Raw genomic sequence first — 20,782 nt, forward strand, 5'->3', positions numbered from 1 at the left:
TAGCGGCGCGCGTGGAGTGGCTGCCATGGATGACCGCCCATTAAAAACGCCAGCAGGGCTGGCGTTTTTAGGTGCAGCAGGGTCAGCGTGTGCAGCTTAGCCCAGCAGGGTTGCCCAGCCTTCAACGACATCACCGCCCCACTTGGCTTTCCACTCTTTCAGCGTTTTGTGGTTGCCGCCTTTGGTTTCGATAACTTCACCGGTGTTCGGGTTTTTGTACTGTTTAACTTTGCGGGCGCGTTTGGTGCCAGTTGTTTTGGCGGCGCGGGTGATTTTGCTGCCTTTGGCTTCTGGGTCAAGCATGGCAATGATGTCACGCAGCGACTTCTGGTATTCGCCCATCAGTGCGCGCAGTTTGCCTTCGAATTCCAATTCTTTTTTCAGCTTGTCGTCTTGCGACAGATTTTTCAGGCGGTCTTGCAGTTCTTTGATGGCTTCTTCTGTGGCGCGGTATTCGTTGATCAACGACATGTTGGGGTACCTGTATTCGGGGTTGGCGATTAAGTGATAGCAATAGTAGTCAGGCACTTTTCACAAGTAAACCGCTTTATCGGTATTTTTCATGAATTGTATTGTTAAGTTGTGCGTACACGCGTGGACTAATTCTAGATTGCTGATTATTTGCGGTCATTCGGATTAGTTCCGCGCTGGCGCTTAGTTGCAGTTCTTTACATATGCTGAACCGTGAGTGGCGCTAGCACGGCCCTGGCGGGTACTGCAGTTTTTCTGCGCAGTGACTAGAATGTGCGACTTTATTTGCGTGCTGGAGCCGCTGATGCGTACTTTTCGATTGGTCATTGCCTGTCCGGATCGGGTTGGGATTGTGGCTAAGGTCAGTAATTTTCTGGCCACTTATAACGGCTGGATTACTGAAGCGAGCCACCATTCGGATAATCAGAGTGGCTGGTTCTTTATGCGCCACGAGATTCGCGCCGATTCTTTGCCTTTTGATCTGGATGGGTTTCGCCAGGCCTTTGCGCCGATTGCTCGCGAGTTCTCCATGGAGTGGCGTGTGACCGACTCCGCGCAGAAGAAACGCGTGGTGCTGATGGCCAGTCGCGAGTCACACTGCCTGGCCGATCTGCTGCACCGCTGGCACAGCGATGAGCTCGATTGCGATATCCCCTGCGTGATCTCCAACCATGATGATTTACGGAGCATGGTCGAATGGCACGACATCCCGTATTTCCATGTACCAGTCAATCCGCAGGACAAGCAGCCAGCGTTTGATGAAGTTGAGCGTCTGATCAACGTGCACAATGCCGATGTGATCGTTCTCGCTCGTTACATGCAGATACTTCCGGCGCAGTTGTGCGCGGAGTTCTCCCAGCGTGTGATCAACATCCATCACAGCTTTTTACCCTCTTTCGTCGGGGCCAAGCCCTATCACCAAGCCTCGCTACGTGGGGTCAAACTGATTGGTGCGACCTCGCACTACGTTACTGAAGAACTGGACGCCGGACCGATCATCGAGCAAGACGTGGTACGCGTCAGCCACCGTGACAGCATCGAAGAGATGGTGCGCCTGGGTAAGGATGTGGAGAAGATGGTGCTGTCCCGTGGTCTACGCTATCACTTGGAGGATCGAGTGCTGGTGCACGACAACAAGACAGTGGTGTTCGACTGAGTGCTCACCGCGGTTCAGGGCACGCCAAGAGGATGTGCTGATGCTCAAGTCAATCAAAGTGCGTGACTACATGACCCGTAATCTGATGACTTTTCGTCCGCCATCAATCGTTTATCGGAGCACCGTATTTCCGGTGCTCCGATAGTCGACGGCCAGGGTCATCTGGTGGGGCTGTTGTCGGAAGGGGACTGTCTGCGCAGCATTTTAACCGGCGCTTATTACGAGTCGGCTGGTGGTGATGTCAGTTCGTACATGACCACGGATGTCGAGGTGATTTCGCCCGAGGCCGATATCATCGAGATTTCCGAGCGTTTCCTGCGTGGCCGGCGGCGTCTTCCTGTAGTTGAGGGCGGGCGGCTGATCGGTCAGGTTAGCCGGAGCGGTGTATTGCGTGCCGTGAAGGAATTTGCCCAGCATGACGAGGGGCGTGTGTTGATTAGCTGAGGCGCGAGAGCCATGAGTGATCCACTCGAAAGAGCTATTGCTGTTGCACCGCCGATTCTGGGGGAGGGGTGTACTCAGCGTTACGACCCGCGGGCGCTGAGCGCGGAAGATGGTGCAGAGTTTGTCGATGCTGCCGAGTTGTGGCGCAAGCTGCAGCAACCATCTGAGGAAACCGATCAACAAGAATAACTACGGGGCGCTGGATTGGCGCCCCGTCAGTTTTGCCCGAAGGGTCAAATACGGAAGCTGTCGACCAGATGCTTGAGCCGCTGGGCCTGTTGTTCCAAGTCACCGCAAGCGCGCAGGGTGGCGTTAAGGTTTTCCACGCCCTCCTGGTTGAGGGTGTTAATTTCAGTAATGTCCATGTTCAGCGCTTCGATGACTGAAGTCTGCTCTTCAGTGGCGGTCGCTACAGATTGGTTCATGCCATCGATCTCACCAATCCGCTCCGTGACGCTACTCAAGCGCGAACCGGCCTGATTGGCGATTTCGACGCTTTCTTCGCTGTAGCGCTGGCTCTCGGTCATGGTGATGACCGACTCGCGTGAGCCTACTTGCAGCTCTTCGATCATCTTCTCGATTTCCTGTGCTGATTCTTGGGTGCGGTGCGCGAGGTTGCGTACCTCGTCGGCGACCACCGCGAAGCCCCTGCCTGCCTCGCCGGCGCGGGCAGCCTCAATGGCCGCGTTTAGGGCCAGCAGGTTGGTTTGTTGGGAGATACTCTTGATCACTTCGAGAATCTGCCCGATGTTTACTGTCTTGCTGTTGAGTGTTTCGATATTGCCGCAGGAGGCGCTGATCTTGCCGGACAGCTCGTTCATTGCCTGAATGGTTTTTTCCACTACCTGGCGGCCGTCCTCGGCAAGCTGGCGGGCGTCAGATGCCTGATTAGAGGCATCAGCGGCATTACGCGCAATTTCCTGAGCCGCTGCGCCCAGCTCATTGATGGCGGCTGCAACGCTGTTGGTCCGGCTGGCCTGTTCATCTGAGTTGATCATCGATGAGTTGGAGGCTCCTACCACCAGTTTGGCCACTTCGTTGACCTGGCTGGTTGCTGAGGACACCTCGCGAATCGAACTGTGGATACGTTCCACAAACTGGTTGAATGCGCTGGCCAGGCGGCCGAATTCGTCTTGCGATTGAATGCTTAGGCGTTTGGTCAGATCGCCCTCTCCCTGTGCTATGTCCTCCATGGCTTTACCCATCACATTCAGTGGCTGCATCAGGACGCTGATCAACATGCTGAGCAGCAACATGATGAGAACTACCGCAATAAGGGTTGCAATGATGGCGGAGGCCCGAAATTCGCTGAGCATTGCATAAGCCTTGCCCTGATCGATCGACAGCCCCACATGCCAGTTCACGGACGGCAGTCCTTTTACCGGGGCGAACGTCAGAATTCTGCCTTCGCCGTCGAGTTCAGCCTCATTGACGTCGCCGCTGATGGTCGGCGTGTTTTGGGGATAGATATCGCTGAGGTTCTTCATTACCAAAGCTTTATCCGGGTGCACCAGAATCTTGCCGTCAGCGCTGATCAGAAAGGCATACCCCATGCCGGCAAAGTCCAGCGAGTTGATGATTTCGACCAAGGTGTTGAGGCTCAGGTCGCCACCCACCACGCCCGCTGACTTGGCCGGAGTGGCGATGGTGATGATCAGCTCGCCCGTGGCTGCATCGATATAGGGTTCGGTCAAGGTGCTGCCACCGGCAGCCATAGCGTCTTTGTACCAGGGGCGTTGGCGAGGGTCGTAGTCGGCCGGCATTTCTTCATTGGGGCGCATGGTGAAACTACCATCGGCGCTGCCCAGGTAGGTAAAGGCAAATGTGGAGGCCAGCACTTTCTGTTCCAGCAGGCTAACCAGGCCCTCTTTCGAGGAGTCATTGGCTACCGATTGGGCAACGTTTTCCACTAACAGGATGCGACCGGACAACCAGTTGGCAATGTTGCTTGCCGTCACATTGCCCATCTCTTTCAGGTAACTTTCCAGATCCTCTCGGATGGCATTGCGCTGCAGGTAGTCGTTGTAGAGGGTGAATAACGAGAATGCAGCGATGACTACCAGTGAGGCTGCCAATAGGATCTTGTGGCTGAATTTCAGGTTGTTGGTCATGGCTTCTTGCGTCCGTTAAGGTCTGGCATCAGTCTTGTGCTGATGCGGGCAATGCATGGCTGCTGAGCGCGCGTGCTCACTTTGTCGGCTTGATTGAAGTAAAGCTTTAACTTCGGAGATAACAAGATGGCAGAAGGCGCTGAGTTCATTATTGGCGGAGATCCGCAGGGCCTGTCGGTCGGCCAGGCCCTGCGTCTGGCGAATCGTCACGGGCTGATTGCCGGTGCCACGGGCACCGGTAAAACCGTGACGTTGCAGCGCTTGATCGAAACCTTCAGCGATGCTGGCGTGGCGGTGTTTGCCGCCGATGTCAAAGGCGATCTCTGTGGCCTGGGGGCGGCCGGTACACCTCAAGGTAAGGTGGCCGAGCGGATCGCCAGCATGCCCTGGCTCAATCATCGGCCGAGTGCTTATCCGGTAACCCTGTGGGATGTGCAAGGCAAGAGCGGCCACCCGCTGCGCACCACGCTCAGCGAGATGGGCCCGCTGCTGCTGGGCGCGCTGCTGGAGTTGACCGACAGCCAGCAGGCGGCCCTTTATGCGGCGTTCAAAGTGGCGGACCGCGAGGGCTTGCTGCTGCTTGATCTGAAAGACCTCAAGGCGTTGCTCGCGCACCTGAAAAATCACCCTGAAGTGCTTGGTGAAGACAGTGCGCTGTTTACCGCGACCTCCTCACAGGCCCTGCTGCGCAAGCTGGCCGGGCTGGAGCAGCAAGGCGCCGAGGCGTTGTTTGGCGAGCCTGCGCTGCAGTTGGAAGACATTCTGCACCCTGACCGAGACGGTCGCGGGCGCATTCACCTGCTGGATGCCAGCCGCTTGGTGCATGAGGCACCGAAGGTCTATGCGACCTTCCTGCTTTGGCTTCTGGCGGAACTGTTCGAGCAGCTGCCGGAGCGTGGCGATGCCGATAAGCCACTGCTGGTGCTGTTCTTCGATGAGGCGCACCTGCTGTTTGCCGACACACCCAAGGCCTTGCAGGAGCGCCTGGAGCAAGTGGTGCGCTTGATCCGCTCGAAGGGTGTGGGTGTCTACTTCGTCACTCAGTCGCCGGGCGATCTGCCAGATGCCGTGTTGGCTCAGTTGGGGTTGCGTATTCAGCATGGTCTGCGCGCTTTTACCGCGAAAGAGCAGAAATCGTTGCGTGCGGTGGCGGACGGTTTCCGCCCCAATCCAAGTATCGACACCCTGGCGGTGCTGACCGAACTGGGCATTGGTGAAGCGCTGGTCGGTACGCTGGAAATCAAGGGTACCCCTGCCATGGTGCAGCGAGTTGCGGTGGCGCCGCCGCAATCGCGGATTGGGCCGCTGAGTGAAAGCGAGCGTGCCGCGTTGATTCGTCAATCGCCGCTGCTTGGGCGCTATGACCGACCGATCGACCGTGAGTCGGCCTATGAATTGTTGATGGCACGCGCCGAGCAGGCTGCCGAGCAGCATGCAGCAGAGGCCGAACCCGGCGCCGCCAGCAAAAAAACCGAGGGCAACAGCCTGGGCAGTGCAGCGGGCGAGCTGCTGGGTGGCTTGGCCAGTCAGGTGATGAAAACCGCCATGCGCCAAGCCGCCAACCAGATTGGTCGGCAGTTGGTACGTGGCCTGTTGGGCTCGTTGATGGGCGGCAAAGGGCGTTGAATACCAGGCCATCCCCTTACGGGGATGGCCTGCGGACCTTGCGTCAGCTGGCGGCCTCGTCGGCTTTGCTGCACAGTTCTTTTTCGATTTTTTCCAGTTCTTTTTCAAACGCTTGGTCAAGAAGGTTGGCCTTCTTGCGCCATGGCTTGCGCTCGGGGTCCGGTTGAGCGGCGTAGGTGATGACTTCCCCGCCGTAAACATCCTTGTAACGCTGCGCCTGGCGCTCGAGTTCAGCGCGCAGTTCGTCTTTCGTCACGTAGTTACCCATGGTCTTGAAGCAGAAGTGTTGGCTGAATGTCAGGTGTTTGCCTGAGCATTTGAAGCGGCCAATAAGGTTTAACCTGCGCGCTTATTGAAGCGGGTGAATAGTCTCAGGGGCTATTAACGCCGTATGTGAACTCTTTAATGCGTTATTTAAAGGGCTGCTTGTAGCGCGCCGGGTAATTATGGCGATGCCGAGTTAAATGTCCAGCCCGCTGGGATGAGGGCAGCGGGGCATAACGCCGCAGGGTTGTTGCTGTAGGGTGGCGGATTTATTCAATGCTGCATTTCTACTAATCCTATATCTGCTTGATTTTTAAGTATTTTTCTAAATTAAAATTGACGCCAGGTTTACAGCGTGATGCTGCAGTTATTCGAAAGATTGCCCATTATTAGGGGCTGTGTGCACAACGGCCCTAAATGCCGGTTAGGCTGTGAGGTATTCAGTGGCGAGCGGGTGCACGGAATAATTCCGGGTGTTGGGGCTTTGGGGAGATTACATCCAGATAGTCGGTTGTGGGCGCCCCAATATGGCATGCGACATGCGGCGTCATGCCTGCCAGTGTGGTTGCGTAACACGCCGGCCGTTGTTGTGAAATACCTTGCAACCTCTGTGCGATTGAGGAAATCCATGCGCCTCTCTATATTTCCCTCCGCAACGCCGGGCCCCTCTGACAGCTAACCGCTGCCATGTCGGAGTTGCAGTTTGTACAACTTCGACACTTAGAGGAGGGGCTCATGACTGCCCTAGAAACGTTTCTTTTCGCCGACTTCCTCGGCACCGCCACCTGGCTGTGGCTCTCGTTCCTCGCTGTAGTAATCACCCTGCTGGCCTTCGATCTGGGGGTTCTGCACCGCGATGAACGCGAAATCGGCGTCAAGGAAAGCTTGATGCTTTCCGCTGGCTATATCTCCATGGGTCTGCTGTTCTCCGTCTGGGTGTTCTTCCAGAAAGGCGGCGATGCCAGCATGGATTACCTCACCGGCTTCCTGATCGAGAAATCGTTGTCCATGGACAACGTTTTCGTGATTGCCCTGATCTTCAGCTTCCTGGCCATCCCCCGCCGCTATCAGCACCGCGTGCTGTTCTGGGGTATTCTGGGCGTGATCGTCCTGCGCGCCATCATGATCGGCCTGGGTGCCGCTTTGATCAGCGAGTTCGACTGGATTCTCTACGTGTTCGGCGCCTTCCTGCTGCTGACCGGCGTGAAGATGCTGTTCTCCAAGGTCGACGACGAGCCCGATCTCTCGAATAATCGCTTCGTCAACTGGCTGCGCAACCACCTGCCGGTGACCGACCGTCTGCACGATCAACGCTTCTTCGTACGGCAGCCGGATGCCAGCGGCAAGCTCAAGCTGTGGGTGACGCCGCTGTTCCTGGCGCTGATCCTGATCGAGCTGGCCGACCTGGTGTTCGCGGTTGACAGCGTGCCGGCGATCTTCGCCATCACCCAGGACCCCTTCATCGTCTACACCTCGAACATCTTCGCCATCCTGGGCCTGCGTGCGTTGTATTTCGCCCTGGCAGCGATGATTCACCGCTTTGCCTACCTCAAGTACGCTCTGGCGCTGGTGCTGGTGTTTATCGGCGGCAAGATCTTCCTGGTTGGCATTATCGGCAAGATTCCGGCTGTCATTTCCTTGAGCGTGACCCTGGGTCTGCTGTTGGGTGGTGTGCTGCTGTCGCTGTGGAAAACCCGTGGCCAAGCCCCGGCTGAACCGCAGATCTGAATGCAAACCGGTGGCGGCCGCCCGTCGGCTGCCACCCATCAAATTGGCAACACAGAGTAATGGAGACCGTGATGAACAAAGCGCTGCAAATGACGGCCCTGGGGCTGGTACTGGCAGGCCTGGTCGGTTGTGATGCTGCCGAGCAGTCGGCGCAGAAGCTGGCCGAGAAGGCGGAACAAGCGGTGCAGGATGTAGCCCGCGAAGCGGTTGATGAGACCCTGCAGCAACTCAACAAACAGGTGGATGGCGTCCAGCAGTCGACCAATGAATGGCTGGGCAAGCCCGCCGAGGATGCGCAGCCGGACGACGCGTCGAAAGAGCAGCCGTCAGCTGGCGACTCAGCGGAGCCGGTCGATAACTCGGCGGTTGAAACCTGAGTGCCGCTCAGGGTGTCTTGCGCAGCGCCTCGCAACTGGGCGCGTAGTTCTGCTGGCAGGCACTCTTGAATAAGGCCCTGGCCTGTAGTGGATCACTCGGTACGCCTTGCTCGCCCGTCAGGTAAAGGTTGCCGAGGATGTGCTGAGCCATCGGGTTATCGCCGGCCGCCGACTGGTTCAGGTATTTGAGCATCTGCTGCGGGTTGTGAAACTGCCGATTGTCGCGACCGGTGTACAGGTAGGCCAGACTTACGGCCGCCATGGCGTGACCCTTGTCGGCGGCCTGTTTCCACCAGTGCTCTGCCTGCTTGAGGTCTTTGGGCTGACTGACAAAGTACAGGCTGCCAAGTTGGAACTGGCTGTCGAGGTCGCCACGATTGGCCTGGCGGCGCAGGTCGGCCTGGGCCGCGGCGGTATCGTTCTGCCCGCTATCGGTCTGGGTTTCCGGCGGCTGAGGGGTGGGTGCGCTGGCGCAACCGCCGAGCAACAGGCCGCTGCACAGCAGTGTTGTGAGTAGATAACGAAGGGCCATGTGCGGTGTTCTCCTGTACCTGAGTCGGTCGTTAACAGCAGACTGCCCGTGCGCCGGCAAGTTGCGCCCGTGTGCAATTCATATCAGTTTGTCGCCTGCTGCGTTTCCTTGCGTGGGGAGAGCTGCGATTCTTGCAGCCAATTGCCACCACCGGCCTGCGAGGCACCCATGCAGATCAGCTCCAATTTCGACAGCGGCAACATTGAGGTCATCGACGCCAGCAACCCACAGCAAGTACAGCTGGCGATTCGTCCTGATCTCAACAGCGCGCATTTTCAGTGGTTCCATTTCAAGGTCGAGGGCGTGCAGCCGGGCCAGCGTTACGGCTTCAGCCTGAGCAATGCCGGGCAGTCGTCGTACAAGAATGCCTGGAGCGGCTACCACGCGGTGGCGTCCTATGATCAGCGTACCTGGTTTCGAGTGCCCAGCCGCTTTGACGCGGGCGCGCTGAACTTCGACATTGAGCCGCAACAGGCGCAGGTCTGGTTTGCCTACTTCGAGCCTTACAGCCGGGCGCGGCATGACCAGCTGATTGCCGATGCGCAGCGTTTGGCCGGGGCTGAACTGTTTGCCACGGGACGTAGTATTGAAGGGCGCGCCATCGAGGTGCTGCGCATCCGCCGTAATCCACAGGCACCGCGCAAGATTTGGTTGATTGCCCAGCAGCACCCCGGCGAGCACATGGCTGAATGGTTTATGGAAGGGTTGATCGAGCGCCTGCAGCAGGCGGATGACGCCGAGCTGAACGCGCTGTTGGAGCAGGCTGAGTTGTACCTGGTGCCGAACATGAATCCGGATGGTGCCTACCGTGGCCACCTGCGCACCAACTATGCCGGTCGCGACCTTAACCGCGCGTGGCAGTCAGCCACTGAGGCGGACAGCCCCGAGGTGTACTTCGTCCTGCAGCAGATGCGTGCGGTGGGTGTGGATCTGTTTCTGGATATCCACGGTGATGAGGAGATTCCTCACGTTTTCGCTGCGGGCTGTGAGGGCAACCCCGGCTACAGCCCGCGTCTGGAGCGGCTCGAAGAGCAGTTCAAGCAGTTGCTTGTGCAGCGCGGGGCTGAGTTCCAGACGGCCTTTGGCTACCCGCGGGATGAGCCCGGCCAGGCCAATACCACGCTGGCCTGCAATGCCGTAGGGCTGGAGTTCGATTGTCTGGCATTTACCATCGAGATGCCGTTCAAGGATCACGACGATCGACCTAACCCGAGCACGGGATGGAACGGCGCGCGTTCCAAGCAGCTGGGCAAGGATGTGCTCAGCGTGGCTGCCGCGATGGTCGGGCAGCTGCGCGAGTAGCAGACCAGCAGCCCGGGGAAAGCCGGGCTGCTTTTAGGCTGTTTCAGCCGCGGTAGTAGCGCTGCGGTACAAACGGCGTTTTCGCCACTTTCATCGCTACGCGCTTGCCACGTACCATGGCCCATACCTCGGTATCCACGGCGATATGGCTGCTCTGCACATAGCCCATGGCCACTGGAGCAGCCAGGGTCGGGCCGAAGCCGCCACTGCACACTGAACCGATCACATTGCCGTCGGCATCGACGATTTCCGCGCCTTCACGTACCGGTACACGTTCCTGCGGCAGCAGGCCGACGCGCTTGCTGGCCACGCCTTGCTGTTGCTGGGCGAAGATCCGCTCGGCACCGGGGAAACCACCCGCGCGTGCGCCGTCGGCGCGGCGTGGCTTGGACATGGCCCACAGCAGACTGGCCTCGATCGGCGTGGTGCTGGTGCTCATGTCATGGCCGTACAGGCACAGGCCCGCTTCCAGGCGCAGCGAGTCGCGCGCGCCGAGGCCGATGGCTTCGACTTCTGCTTCGGCCAGCAGGCTGCGCGCCAGGGTTTCGGTGTGCTCGCTCGGCACAGAGATTTCGAAGCCGTCTTCACCGGTATAACCGGAGCGGCTGACGTAGCAGTCGACACCCAGCAGGCGCACCGGGGCGAATTGCATAAAGGTCATTTTCGCCACTTCTGGGGCCAGGCGCGCCAGTACATCGACGGCTTTCGGGCCTTGCAACGCTAACAGAGCGCGAGTTTCGAACAGGCTTTCGATTTCGCACTGGCTGCCAATGTGCTGTTGCAGGTGAGCCAGGTCCTGGTCCTTGCAGGCGGCGTTGACCACGAGGAACAGCGTATCGTTACCCAGGTTGGCGACCATCAGGTCATCAAGGATGCCACCGTTTTCATCGGTGAACATGGCGTAGCGTTGCAGACCCACGGGCAGGTCGATGATGTCCACCGGCACCAGGGTTTCCAGGGCTTTGGCAGCCTCTGCGCCGCGTAGGACGATCTGCCCCATGTGCGACACATCGAACAGGCCGGCGGCGTCGCGGGTGTGCAGGTGCTCCTTCATCACACCCAGCGGGTATTGCACCGGCATGTCGTAGCCGGCGAACGGCACCATGCGTGCGCCCAGTTCGAGATGCAGGGCGTGGAGCGGGGTTTTCGCCAGGGGTTCGGTGGTCATGCGGTTCTCCAAAGCTAAGTGTCTGTATGACGGATAGAGATTCAGGGTCGAGGCGTTAACACTCGACAATATTGACGGCCAGACCGCCGCGAGCGGTTTCCTTGTACTTGTTGTTCATGTCGGCACCCGTCTGGCGCATGGTGCGGATCACTTTATCCAGCGAGACAAAGTGCTGGCCGTCGCCGCGCAGGGCCATGCGTGCGGCGTTGATGGCCTTTACCGAACCCATGGCGTTGCGTTCGATGCACGGCACTTGCACCAGACCGCCAATGGGATCGCAGGTCAGGCCGAGGTTGTGTTCCATGCCGATTTCGGCGGCGTTCTCCACCTGATTGACGCTGCCGCCGAGCACTTCACACAAGGCCCCCGCAGCCATTGAGCAGGCCACGCCGACTTCGCCCTGACAGCCGACTTCGGCGCCGGAGATCGAGGCGTTCTCTTTGTAAAGGATGCCGATGGCGGCGGCGGTGAGCAGAAAACGCACCACGCCGTCGTCGTTGGCGCCGGGGATAAAGCGGCTGTAGTAATGCAGCACCGCCGGCACGATCCCGGCCGCGCCGTTGGTGGGAGCGGTCACCACGCGGCCACCGCTGGCGTTTTCCTCGTTTACCGCCAGGGCGTAGAGGTTGACCCAGTCGAGCACGCTCAATGCGTCGCGCAGGCTGGCTTCCGGGTGCTGGCACAGTTGCCGGTGCAGGTCGGCGGCGCGGCGTTTGACCTTGAGCCCGCCGGGCATGATGCCTTCGGTGCGGCAGCCGGCGCTGACGCAGTCCTGCATCACCTGCCAGATCTGCAGCAGACGCGCGCGGGTCTCGGCTTCCGGTCGCCAGGCGGCTTCATTGGCCAGCATCACCTGACTGATGCTCAGGCTGTGTTCGGCGCAGTGGGCCAGCAGCTGCTTGCCGGTGGTAAAGGGGTATTGCAGCACGGTGCTGTCTTCGACAATCCGGTCGGTTCCGGCGGCTTGTTCATCGACCACGAAGCCGCCCCCCACCGAGTAGTACTCGCGTGAGCGGATCTGCAAGCCGGCGGCGTCGAAGGCGCGAAAGATCATGCCGTTGGGATGGAAGGGCAGCGGCTTGCGGATCATCGCCAGATGCTGCTTCTCGACAAAATGGATGGGCTTTTCGCCGAGCAGCTTGAGTTCGCCCTTGCTGCGAATCGCCGCCAGGCGCGCGTCAACGTTGCGGGTGTCGACCGTGTCCGGCTGTTCGCCTTCCAGGCCGAGCAGCACGGCTTTGTCACTGCCATGGCCCTTGCCTGTGGCGCCGAGTGAGCCATACAGCTCAACCTTGATGCTTGTGGTGTTGCTTAGCAGCTCATCGCGGAGCAAACCTTCGGCAAAGCGCACAGCGGCACGCATCGGGCCCACGGTATGTGAGCTGGAGGGGCCAATGCCGATCTTGAACAGGTCAAAAACGCTGAGTGACATGATTCGCTCCACGTTGTGGCTCTTCAACTGTTCAGCTTAGACCGGCACTCAAACACAACAGTGACGGGGTAACTGGGGCAGCATCTTGTTCTTGTGGGTGCAACTAACCCGCCCCGTGAGGGGGAGTCGACAGGTGCGGGGTAATCCATGCAGTGAGCCGTCCCGCCCGCAGTCGGGGGGACGGCTTTGCTGCATCAGGCGTCCTGATACGCCTCGATGGACGGGCAGGCACAGACCAGGTTGCGGTCGCCGAACACGTTGTCCACGCGGCCGACCGGCGGCCAGTACTTGGCCTCGATCAGGCTGGCTACCGGGTACACGGCCTGCTCGCGGCTGTAGGCGTGGGTCCACTCGCCGACCAGTTCCAGGGCAGTGTGCGGAGCGTTTTTCAGCGGGTTGTCGTTGGCATCCAACTGGCCCGCTTCCACCGCACGAATCTCGTTGCGGATGGCGATCATGGCGTCGCAGAAGCGGTCCAGTTCTTCCTTGGATTCGCTCTCGGTCGGCTCGATCATCAGCGTGCCAGCCACCGGGAAGGACATGGTCGGCGCGTGGAAGCCGAAGTCGATCAGGCGCTTGGCCACATCGTCAACGCTGATGCCGCTGCTGTCCTTGATCGGGCGGATATCCAGAATGCACTCGTGCGCCACCAGGCCGTTGCTGCCCGAGTACAGCACGGGGTAGTGCTCTTCCAGGCGGCGGGCGATGTAGTTAGCGTTGAGAATGGCCATTTGCGAGGCGCGCTTGAGGCCTTCGCCGCCCATCATGCTGATGTACATCCAGGTGATTGGCAGAATGCTGGCGCTGCCGAACGGCGCGGCGCTGACGGCACCCTCTTTACGGGCCATATGGCCATGGCCGGGCAGGAAGGGGATCAGGTGCTCTTTCACGCCAATCGGACCGACACCTGGGCCGCCACCGCCGTGCGGGATGCAGAAGGTTTTGTGCAGGTTCAGGTGCGACACGTCGCCGCCGAACTTGCCCGGGGCGCACAGGCCGACCATGGCGTTCATGTTGGCACCGTCGATGTACACCTGGCCGCCGTTGTCGTGAATGATCGCGCAGATTTCGCGGATGCCTTCCTCAAACACGCCGTGGGTCGACGGGTAGGTGATCATGATCGCGGCGAGGCGTTCTTTGTGCTCTTCGGCCTTGGCCTTGAGGTCAGCGATATCCACGTTGCCGCTGCTGTCGCAGGCGGTCACCACCACGCGCATACCGACCATGCTGGCGGTGGCCGGATTGGTGCCGTGAGCCGATTGTGGGATCAGGCAGATGTCGCGCTGATCATCGCCACGGCTCAGGTGATAGGCACGAATGGCCATCAGACCGGCGTACTCACCTTGCGAGCCGGCGTTCGGCTGCAGGGAAATGCCGTCGTAACCGGTGGCCGCGCAGAGCATGGCTTCCAGTTCAGTGGTCAGTTGGCTGTAGCCTTGGCTTTGCTCGGCCGGGGCGAAGGGGTGCAGGTTGCCGAATTCGGCCCAGGTCACCGGGATCATTTCGCTGGCGGCGTTGAGCTTCATGGTGCAGGAACCCAGCGGAATCATGCTGCGGTCCAGCGCCAGGTCCTTGTCGGCCAGCTTGCGCAGGTAGCGCATCAGCTCGGTTTCGCTGTGGTAGCGATTGAACACCGGGTGGCTGAGGATTTCCGATTCGCGCAGCAGGCCTTGCGGCAGTTGGGCGGTCACGTCAGCCGCCAGGTCAGCGAAGGCGGGTACAGCCTTGCCGTCGGCGAAGACTGCCAGCAGGGCTTCAACGGCCGCTTGATCGGTGGTTTCGTCGAGGGACAGGCCCAGACGCTCGCCGTCGATTTCACGCAGGTTGATCCCGGCATTGCGCGCAGCAGCGTGCAGGGCTGCGGTTTTGCCGCCAGTGGCCAGGGTCAGGGTGTCAAAGAAGAATGCCTGTTCAACGCTGTAACCCAATGCACGCAAGCCTTTGGCCAGGATCGCGGTGAACTGGTGGGTGCGCTGGGCGATCTGGGTCAGGCCTTTCGGGCCGTGATACACGGCGTACATGCTGGCGATGTTAGCCAGCAGTACCTGCGCGGTGCAGATGTTACTGGTGGCCTTCTCGCGGCGGATGTGTTGCTCGCGGGTTTGCATGGCCAGGCGCAGGGCCGGCTTGCCGAAACGGTCGATGGACATGCCGACCAGACGGCCTGGCATGTCGCGCTTGAATGCATCGCGGGTGGCGAAGTAGGCGGCGTGTGGGCCACCAAAGCCCAGCGGCACACCGAAACGCTGCGCGCTGCCCAAGGCCACGTCGGCACCGAATTCGCCCGGCGGAGTGAGCAGGGTCAGGGCCAGCAGGTCAGCGGCCACGGCCACCAGCGCATGGGCGGCATGGAAGCGCTCAACCAGTTCGCGGTAGTCGAAAATGTCGCCATTGCTTGCCGGGTATTGCAGCAGCGCGCCGAAGTAGGCGCTGGCGTCGGTGATCGCAGCTTCATCGCCCACCACGACTTCAATGCCCAGTGGCTCGGCACGGGTGCGCAGCACGTCGAGGGTTTGCGGGTGGCAATGCTGGGAGGCGAAGAAGGCGTTGCTGGCCTTGTTCTTCGACAGGCGTTTGCAGAAGGTCATGGCTTCGGCAGCGGCGGTGGCTTCGTCCAGCAGCGAGGCGTTGGCGATCTGCATGCCGGTAAGGTCGCTGATCAGGGTCTGGAAGTTCAGCAGCGATTCCAAACGGCCTTGGGATATTTCTGGCTGATACGGGGTGTAGGCGGTGTACCAGGCCGGGTTTTCCAGCAGGTTGCGCAGGATCGGGCTCGGCGTGTGGGTGCCGTAGTAACCCTGACCAATAAAGGTTTTGAACTGCTGGTTCTTGGCCGCGATGGTTTTGATCTTGGCCAGGGCGTCGGCTTCCGACATGCCCGGCTGTGCGCCGAGGATGCTTGTGCCTTTGATGCTGTCGGGGATGACGTTATCGGTCAGCGCGTCGATGCTGGCGTAGCCGAGCAGGTCGAGCATGGCCGCCGTGTCTGCGTCACGTGGGCCTATGTGGCGGGCGATAAATTCGTTCTGGGTGGTCAGCTTGGTCATCACAATCTCTCAGGCGTCAGCATTGGCGTTGAGCAGGCGCTCGTAAGCGGCCAGGTCGAGCAGGTCGGCAACGGCGCTGGCATTGGCCGGGCGGAAACGGAAGAACCAGCCTTTGCCCAGGGGGTCTTCGTTGACCAGCTCAGGGCTGGATTCTAGCTCGCCATTGACCTCAACCACCTCACCGTCCAGCGGCATGGCGATGTTGCTGGCGGCTTTTACCGATTCCAGCACGGCCACTTCGTCACCCTCGGCGTAGCGCTGTACCTCTGGCAGCTGGACGAAGACCACGTCACCCAGGGCGTCCTGGGCATAGGCGGTGATGCCCACGGTAACCAGACCATCGGCATCCTGACGCAGCCATTCGTGCTCGGCGGTAAAACGCAATTCGCTCATGTGTACTCCTCAAGGGTGTTGACTCGCCCTTTCTGCTGGGGGCGATGTGCTGCGCGCGCGCGTAGGGCGCGCGCTGAATGTAGGAAGGCCTTAGCAAAGCTAGTGCCATTATGATTTTTATCAATAAAAACAAAGACTTATGTTTATTTCTGGGGTGGTGAATTTTGACTTTTGTAGCGAAATCGATACGCGACGTGCGGGCTGGTCGCGCATCGCGGGGGACAAGGCCCGGTTGTCGCGGGCTGAACGCTTTGTGTCGCTTTCATTACGCTGTAACGAATTGAGTACGTACTGATGGCCGGCCGCGTGATATGCGCATGGTGCGGTTGCGCAATGCGCCTGAGCAGGCGTGGATGAGTGCAGAGCCCTGCGCGCGGTAATGGGCTATTCGTCCAGGTTATGCGGAGCCATTGAAATGCGCCATGAGATGGCCTCAGAGGGGCCGGCCAGAGGGTGATTCACTCTTTCGGCTGACAGGGCAAATACCTCTTTCGGGCGCTTATCCCTTGGTTTGTGGCTGGTTAGCGTGGTGGCTCTACACGAAATCGCTTTCCAGGAGAGCCGCATGAGAACAACAACAAGACATGCCATCTTCCAGCCCAGCGTGTTGGCGGTTGCCATCGCGATTGGCTGTGTTGCGCCTGTCCAGGCCGTCACATTCAACTTTGGTGAGGTCGAAGCGCAGTTCGACTCGTCGCTGTCGGTGGGGGCCAGCTGGTCGGTGCGTGATGCCGATCGGGACTTTATTTCCACCGCCAGCGGTGGCCAGGCGTCCTCACGGACTTCCGACGATGGACGGCTTAACTTCGAGAAGGGCAAGACCTTCTCGAAGATCTTCAAGGGTATCCATGACCTGGAAGTCAAGTATGGCGATACCGGCGTGTTTATCCGCGGCAAGTACTGGTACGACTTTGAAACCAAGGATGAAGGCCGCGAGTTCTACGACATTCAGGACAGCAACCGTAAAACTGCCGCACAGTCGTCGGGCGCTGAGATTCTCGATGCGTTCCTCTACCACAATTACAACCTGGGTAGCCTGCCTGGCAGCGTGCGTGTGGGTAAGCAGGTGGTCAGTTGGGGCGAGAGTACCTTTATCGGTAACAGCATCAACGCCATCAACCCTGTCGATGTGGCGGCATTCCGTCGTCCGGGCGCTGAAATCAAGGAAGGGCTGATTCCGGTCAACATGCTTTATGTGTCGCAGAGCCTGACGGACACCCTGAGCATGGAAGCCTTCTACCAATTGGAGTGGGACCAGACGGTCGTGGATAACTGCGGCACGTTCTTCTCCAGCTCCGATGTACTGGCTGATGGCTGTGACGACCGCTTGACCGTACTGGGGCCTGACCTGGCGCCAGGGGTGTCGAGAAACGCCTTTGTGGACAACGCCTATATCCCGCGCGCCGGCGATCGCGATGCCCGCGATGACGGCCAGTATGGCATTGCCCTGCGCTGGTTTGCCGAGTCGCTGAATGACACCGAGTTCGGTGCCTATGCGATGAACTATCACAGCCGTGGTCCGGTGTTCAGCACCATTCGCACGACAACGCCGAACTTTGCCACCTTCATCCCCGGCGCGCCCAATGCGCGCTATTTCATCGAGTATCCGGAAGACATTCGTCTGTATGGTTTGAGCTTCCAGACCAATCTCAGTGGCACGGCCCTGTCTGGTGAAGTCAGCTACCGCCCGAATATGCCGCTGCAGATCAACTCCACTGACCTGTCCTTTGGTGCGCTGGGGCTGCCGTTCAGCCCGGTATTTACCACCGGTCACGCGCAGAACGTTGCTGGTGCTGATCTGCATGGCTATGACCGCCGTGCCGTGACCCAGGCTCAGTTGTCGGCCGTGCAGTTCATCGACCGTGTGCTGGGTGCCAGCCGCTTGACCCTGGTGGGGGAAGTGGGTTTCAACCATGTCAACGGCATCAGTGACGATGTCGGTGAGCTGCGTTTTGGTCGTGATCCGATTTACGGGCCGGGTGAATACCGTGCTGCCGGCATCTGTGCGGCCTTCAACGCCGCCAATCCTGATGAGTGCCAGGGTGATGGCTTTTACACCTCGAACTCCTGGGGTTACCGGGCTCGGGCGAGCCTGGACTACAGCAACGTGTTCGCAGGTATCAACTTGTCGCCGAGTGTTGCCTGGTCGCATGACGTGGATGGCTACGGGCCGAACTTCAGCGAAGGCAACAAGGCTATCAGCCTGGCGCTCAATGCCGATTACCAGAACACGTACACGGCCAGCCTGAGTTACACCGACTTTTTCGGTGGCGACTACAACACGACCACTGACCGCGACTTTGTTGCGCTCAGTTTCGGCGTGAATTTCTGATCAACACAGTGCAAAAGGATCCGTACCCCATGAAAAGCACAAGAATCCTGCAAGCTGGAGCGTTGGCGCTGACCTTGCTCGCCAGCAGTGTGATGGCTGCCGTCTCTGAGCAAGAAGCCGCACAACTGGGCACCACCCTGACGCCGCTGGGCGGTGAAATGGCGGGCAATGCCGATGGCAGTATCCCGGCCTGGGGCGGCGGACTTTCCACCACCGCTGCCGCCGTAGACGAAAAGGGCTTCCTGGCTGATCCCTACGCCAGTGACCAGCCACTGTTTACCATCACTGCAGCCAATGCCGAGCAGTACAAGGACAAACTGTCGGCAGGCCAGTTGGCCATGTTCAAGCGCTACCCGGAGAGTTACAAGATTCCGGTCTATCCAACACGCCGCAGTGCCGCAGTCCCCGCGAAAATCGCCGAGGCCGCCAAGCTCAGTGCGGTCAATACCGTGCCGGTAGATGGTGGCAACGGCCTGCAGAACTTCAATGCCAGCCGCTACTACGCCTTTCCAATCCCCAAAACTGGGGTGGAGGTGGTGTGGAACCACATCACCCGTTACCGCGGCGGTAACACGCGCCGGGTTGTTACTCAGGCCACACCGCAAACCAATGGCTCCTACAGCCTGGTGAAGTTCGAGGATGAAGTGGCTTTCCCGGCGGACATGCCTGACCTCGATCCGGCCAAAGGCAGCAACATCCTGCTGTACTTCAAACAGCGGGTGACTGCGCCTTCGCGTCTGGCAGGCAACGTGCTGCTGGTGCACGAGACCATTGATCAGGTGAAAGAGCCGCGTCTGGCGTGGATCTACAATGCCGGCCAGCGTCGTGTACGGCGTGCGCCACAGGTGGCCTACGACGGTCCGGGTACCGCGTCGGACGGCATGCGTACGGCGGACAACTTCGACCTGTTCTCCGGTGCGCCTGACCGCTATGACTGGCAGTTGGTGGGCAAGAAGGAGATGTACATTCCCTACAACAGCTTCAAGCTCGATTCGCCTGCACTGTCCTATGACGATGTGCTCAAAGCGGGCCATATCAACCAGGACCTGACCCGTTATGAGCTGCACCGCGTCTGGGAAGTGGTGGCCACGCTGAAGGATGGTGAGCGGCATATCTATGCCAAGCGGCATATGTATGTGGACGAAGACAGTTGGCAAATCGCCCTGGTCGATCACTACGACGGTCGTGGTCAACTCTGGCGGGTCGCCGAAGGTCATGCCCAGCAGTACTTCAACCATCAGGTGCCCGGTTACACCCTGGAAGCCCTGTATGACCTAGTGGCAGGCCGTTACCTGGCTCTGGGCATGAAGAACGAGGAAAAGACGGCCTACAACTTTGGTTTCAAGGCTTCGGCGGCGGACTACACACCGGCTGCCCTGCGCAGCTCAGGCGTGCGTTGAACCACGTTGCAGTTGTTGTCATGTGATCAGGCGGCCTGCGGGCCGCCTTTTTTATCGCCTGCCATCAGCTCGGGTGATAGAGCTGTGATGCGCAGAAGCAGGGAGTTAGCCTGCGATTATCCGGTTCTTGTAGAACAATAAAACGAGCCGACATGAACGCTTTAGCGTCTTCCTTGCCGAGTGCCGCTGCGCCTGCGTGTGGCGGTATACCTAGGCCTCCGCCCGGGCATCTGATACGGCGCAGCCTGTTGCAGCGTCTGTTGCAGCAACCCTGCCGCTTGCGCCTGCTGGTCGGGCCGGCCGGCTATGGCAAGAGTGTTCTGCTGGCAGACTGCGCACGTGAGTCTGCGGCGGACTGCCCAGTGTTCTGGCTCAATGGTGCGGCCTATGGCGGCAATGTCGAACAACTGGCGCAGCAGTTGGGTAAATGGCTCGGTTACCCGCCTGCACTGTCATCGCATGATGTGCTCAATTGCCTGGCGCAGGACCCAAGGCGTTGTTGGATCATGCTCAATGATTATCCAGCGCAGCCTGATCCGGCGCTTGACCTGTTCCTCAATCAGCTACTTGATGCGACCCCTGAGGGGATCGGCTGGTGGTTGGGCAGCCGGCGCCGCCCGGCCTGTAACCTTTCCCGTCTATTGCTGGAGGGGGAATTGCTGGAAATCGGCGCAGCCGACCTGGCATTTACTCCGGATGAGGTCGTGGCCTGGCTGGGGCACTGGCAGCCGGCCTGCAGTGCGTGGGCGCAAGACCTGTATACCTTGACTGAGGGCTGGCCCGCCGCGCTGCGTTTGCGCATGTTGGCGGTGCAGGCTGATGCTGCCGGTACAACACCGCTGGATGCTGAGCATGAGCCGTTACTCAGCGACTATGTGAACCGTGAAGTGTTGCAACACCTTCCGGATGAGTTGTGCCAAGTGCTGATCCAATTGGCGCGTTTGCCGCGATTCAATCTGGCGCTCTGTGACCACCTGTTTGGTGCAGGTGACGGGGCAT

Annotated in this window: 16 protein-coding genes and 2 pseudogenes; 9 read left to right on the forward strand and 9 right to left on the reverse strand. The window is 59.6% G+C overall.

All coding sequences use genetic code 11. The features are described 5' to 3' along the window. Positions 1–96: 96 nt before the first annotated feature. Positions 97–471 (reverse strand): histone-like nucleoid-structuring protein MvaT, encoded by a 375-nt coding sequence (gene mvaT / locus OU997_RS12895; protein WP_090248939.1) that lies wholly within the window; start codon positions 469–471, stop codon positions 97–99. A gap of 304 nt (positions 472–775) precedes the next feature. Here mvaT and purU point away from each other — a divergent pair, with 304 nt between their 5' ends. The 3 genes and pseudogenes from purU (at position 776) to OU997_RS12910 (ending at position 2,260) form a co-directional block, all read left to right on the forward strand. Beyond that, positions 776–1,627, forward strand: a complete 852-nt coding sequence (gene purU / locus OU997_RS12900; protein WP_108490686.1) for a formyltetrahydrofolate deformylase — start codon at positions 776–778, stop codon at positions 1,625–1,627. 40 nt (positions 1,628–1,667) lie between these two features. Then, positions 1,668–2,071 (forward strand): annotated as a pseudogene (locus OU997_RS12905) (CBS domain-containing protein). A gap of 12 nt (positions 2,072–2,083) precedes the next feature. After that, positions 2,084–2,260 carry a hypothetical protein gene (locus tag OU997_RS12910; RefSeq protein WP_177479925.1) on the forward strand — a complete coding sequence of 59 codons (177 nt, stop codon included), beginning with the start codon at positions 2,084–2,086 and terminating at the stop codon, positions 2,258–2,260. A gap of 44 nt (positions 2,261–2,304) precedes the next feature. Here OU997_RS12910 and OU997_RS21025 read toward each other — a convergent pair whose 3' ends face one another. Then, positions 2,305–3,069 (reverse strand): methyl-accepting chemotaxis protein, encoded by a 765-nt coding sequence (locus OU997_RS21025; protein WP_371920636.1) that lies wholly within the window; start codon positions 3,067–3,069, stop codon positions 2,305–2,307. A gap of 93 nt (positions 3,070–3,162) precedes the next feature. Further along, positions 3,163–4,182 (reverse strand): annotated as a pseudogene (locus tag OU997_RS21030) (cache domain-containing protein); the annotation flags it as partial. A gap of 126 nt (positions 4,183–4,308) precedes the next feature. Between OU997_RS21030 and OU997_RS12920 the strand changes: the two are divergent. Further along, entirely contained in the window at positions 4,309–5,808 is a 1,500-nt protein-coding gene (locus OU997_RS12920; RefSeq protein ID WP_108485819.1) for a helicase HerA-like domain-containing protein, read from the forward strand. 43 nt (positions 5,809–5,851) lie between these two features. Here the strand turns inward: OU997_RS12920 and OU997_RS12925 are convergent, their stop codons facing one another. Further along, entirely contained in the window at positions 5,852–6,064 is a 213-nt protein-coding gene (locus OU997_RS12925) for a hypothetical protein (RefSeq protein ID WP_108485864.1), read from the reverse strand. Positions 6,065–6,807: 743 nt separating this feature from the next. On the opposite strand from OU997_RS12925, the gene OU997_RS12930 reads away from it, so the two are divergent. Then, on the forward strand, positions 6,808–7,800 hold the full coding sequence (locus OU997_RS12930; protein WP_267806904.1) for a TerC family protein: 993 nt from the start codon (positions 6,808–6,810) through the stop codon (positions 7,798–7,800). Between the two features lie 71 nt (positions 7,801–7,871). Next, positions 7,872–8,177: a hypothetical protein gene (locus OU997_RS12935; RefSeq protein ID WP_108485821.1), complete on the forward strand. Its 306-nt coding sequence runs from the start codon at positions 7,872–7,874 to the stop codon at positions 8,175–8,177. A gap of 7 nt (positions 8,178–8,184) precedes the next feature. On the opposite strand, the gene OU997_RS12940 is transcribed toward OU997_RS12935, so the two are convergent. Beyond that, positions 8,185–8,709, reverse strand: a complete 525-nt coding sequence (locus OU997_RS12940) for a tetratricopeptide repeat protein (RefSeq protein ID WP_267806905.1) — start codon at positions 8,707–8,709, stop codon at positions 8,185–8,187. A gap of 168 nt (positions 8,710–8,877) precedes the next feature. On the opposite strand from OU997_RS12940, the gene OU997_RS12945 reads away from it, so the two are divergent. Next, positions 8,878–10,011 (forward strand): M14 family metallopeptidase, encoded by a 1,134-nt coding sequence (locus OU997_RS12945; RefSeq protein ID WP_267806907.1) that lies wholly within the window; start codon positions 8,878–8,880, stop codon positions 10,009–10,011. Between the two features lie 43 nt (positions 10,012–10,054). On the opposite strand, the gene gcvT is transcribed toward OU997_RS12945, so the two are convergent. From gcvT to gcvH, 4 genes are all read right to left on the reverse strand, one after another. Then, complete coding sequence (gcvT, locus tag OU997_RS12950) at positions 10,055–11,179, reverse strand: glycine cleavage system aminomethyltransferase GcvT (RefSeq protein ID WP_267806909.1); 1,125 nt, start codon at positions 11,177–11,179, stop codon at positions 10,055–10,057. Between the two features lie 55 nt (positions 11,180–11,234). Further along, positions 11,235–12,611: an L-serine ammonia-lyase gene (locus OU997_RS12955; protein ID WP_267806918.1), complete on the reverse strand. Its 1,377-nt coding sequence runs from the start codon at positions 12,609–12,611 to the stop codon at positions 11,235–11,237. Between the two features lie 194 nt (positions 12,612–12,805). After that, positions 12,806–15,658 carry an aminomethyl-transferring glycine dehydrogenase gene (gcvP, locus tag OU997_RS12960; RefSeq protein WP_267806920.1) on the reverse strand — a complete coding sequence of 951 codons (2,853 nt, stop codon included), beginning with the start codon at positions 15,656–15,658 and terminating at the stop codon, positions 12,806–12,808. Positions 15,659–15,667: 9 nt separating this feature from the next. Further along, positions 15,668–16,051 carry a glycine cleavage system protein GcvH gene (gene gcvH / locus OU997_RS12965; RefSeq protein WP_108485827.1) on the reverse strand — a complete coding sequence of 128 codons (384 nt, stop codon included), beginning with the start codon at positions 16,049–16,051 and terminating at the stop codon, positions 15,668–15,670. A 565-nt stretch (positions 16,052–16,616) separates the two neighbouring features. Here gcvH and OU997_RS12970 point away from each other — a divergent pair. After that, positions 16,617–18,383 carry a DUF1302 domain-containing protein gene (locus OU997_RS12970; protein ID WP_108485828.1) on the forward strand — a complete coding sequence of 589 codons (1,767 nt, stop codon included), beginning with the start codon at positions 16,617–16,619 and terminating at the stop codon, positions 18,381–18,383. Positions 18,384–18,412: 29 nt separating this feature from the next. Continuing rightward, a complete protein-coding gene (locus tag OU997_RS12975; protein ID WP_267806922.1) occupies positions 18,413–19,783 on the forward strand; it encodes a DUF1329 domain-containing protein in 1,371 nt (456 codons plus the stop codon). The last annotated feature ends 999 nt before the right edge of the window (positions 19,784–20,782 follow it).

It is taken from the genome of Pseudomonas sp. SL4(2022) (assembly GCF_026625725.1).
GTDB lineage: Bacteria > Pseudomonadota > Gammaproteobacteria > Pseudomonadales > Pseudomonadaceae > Aquipseudomonas.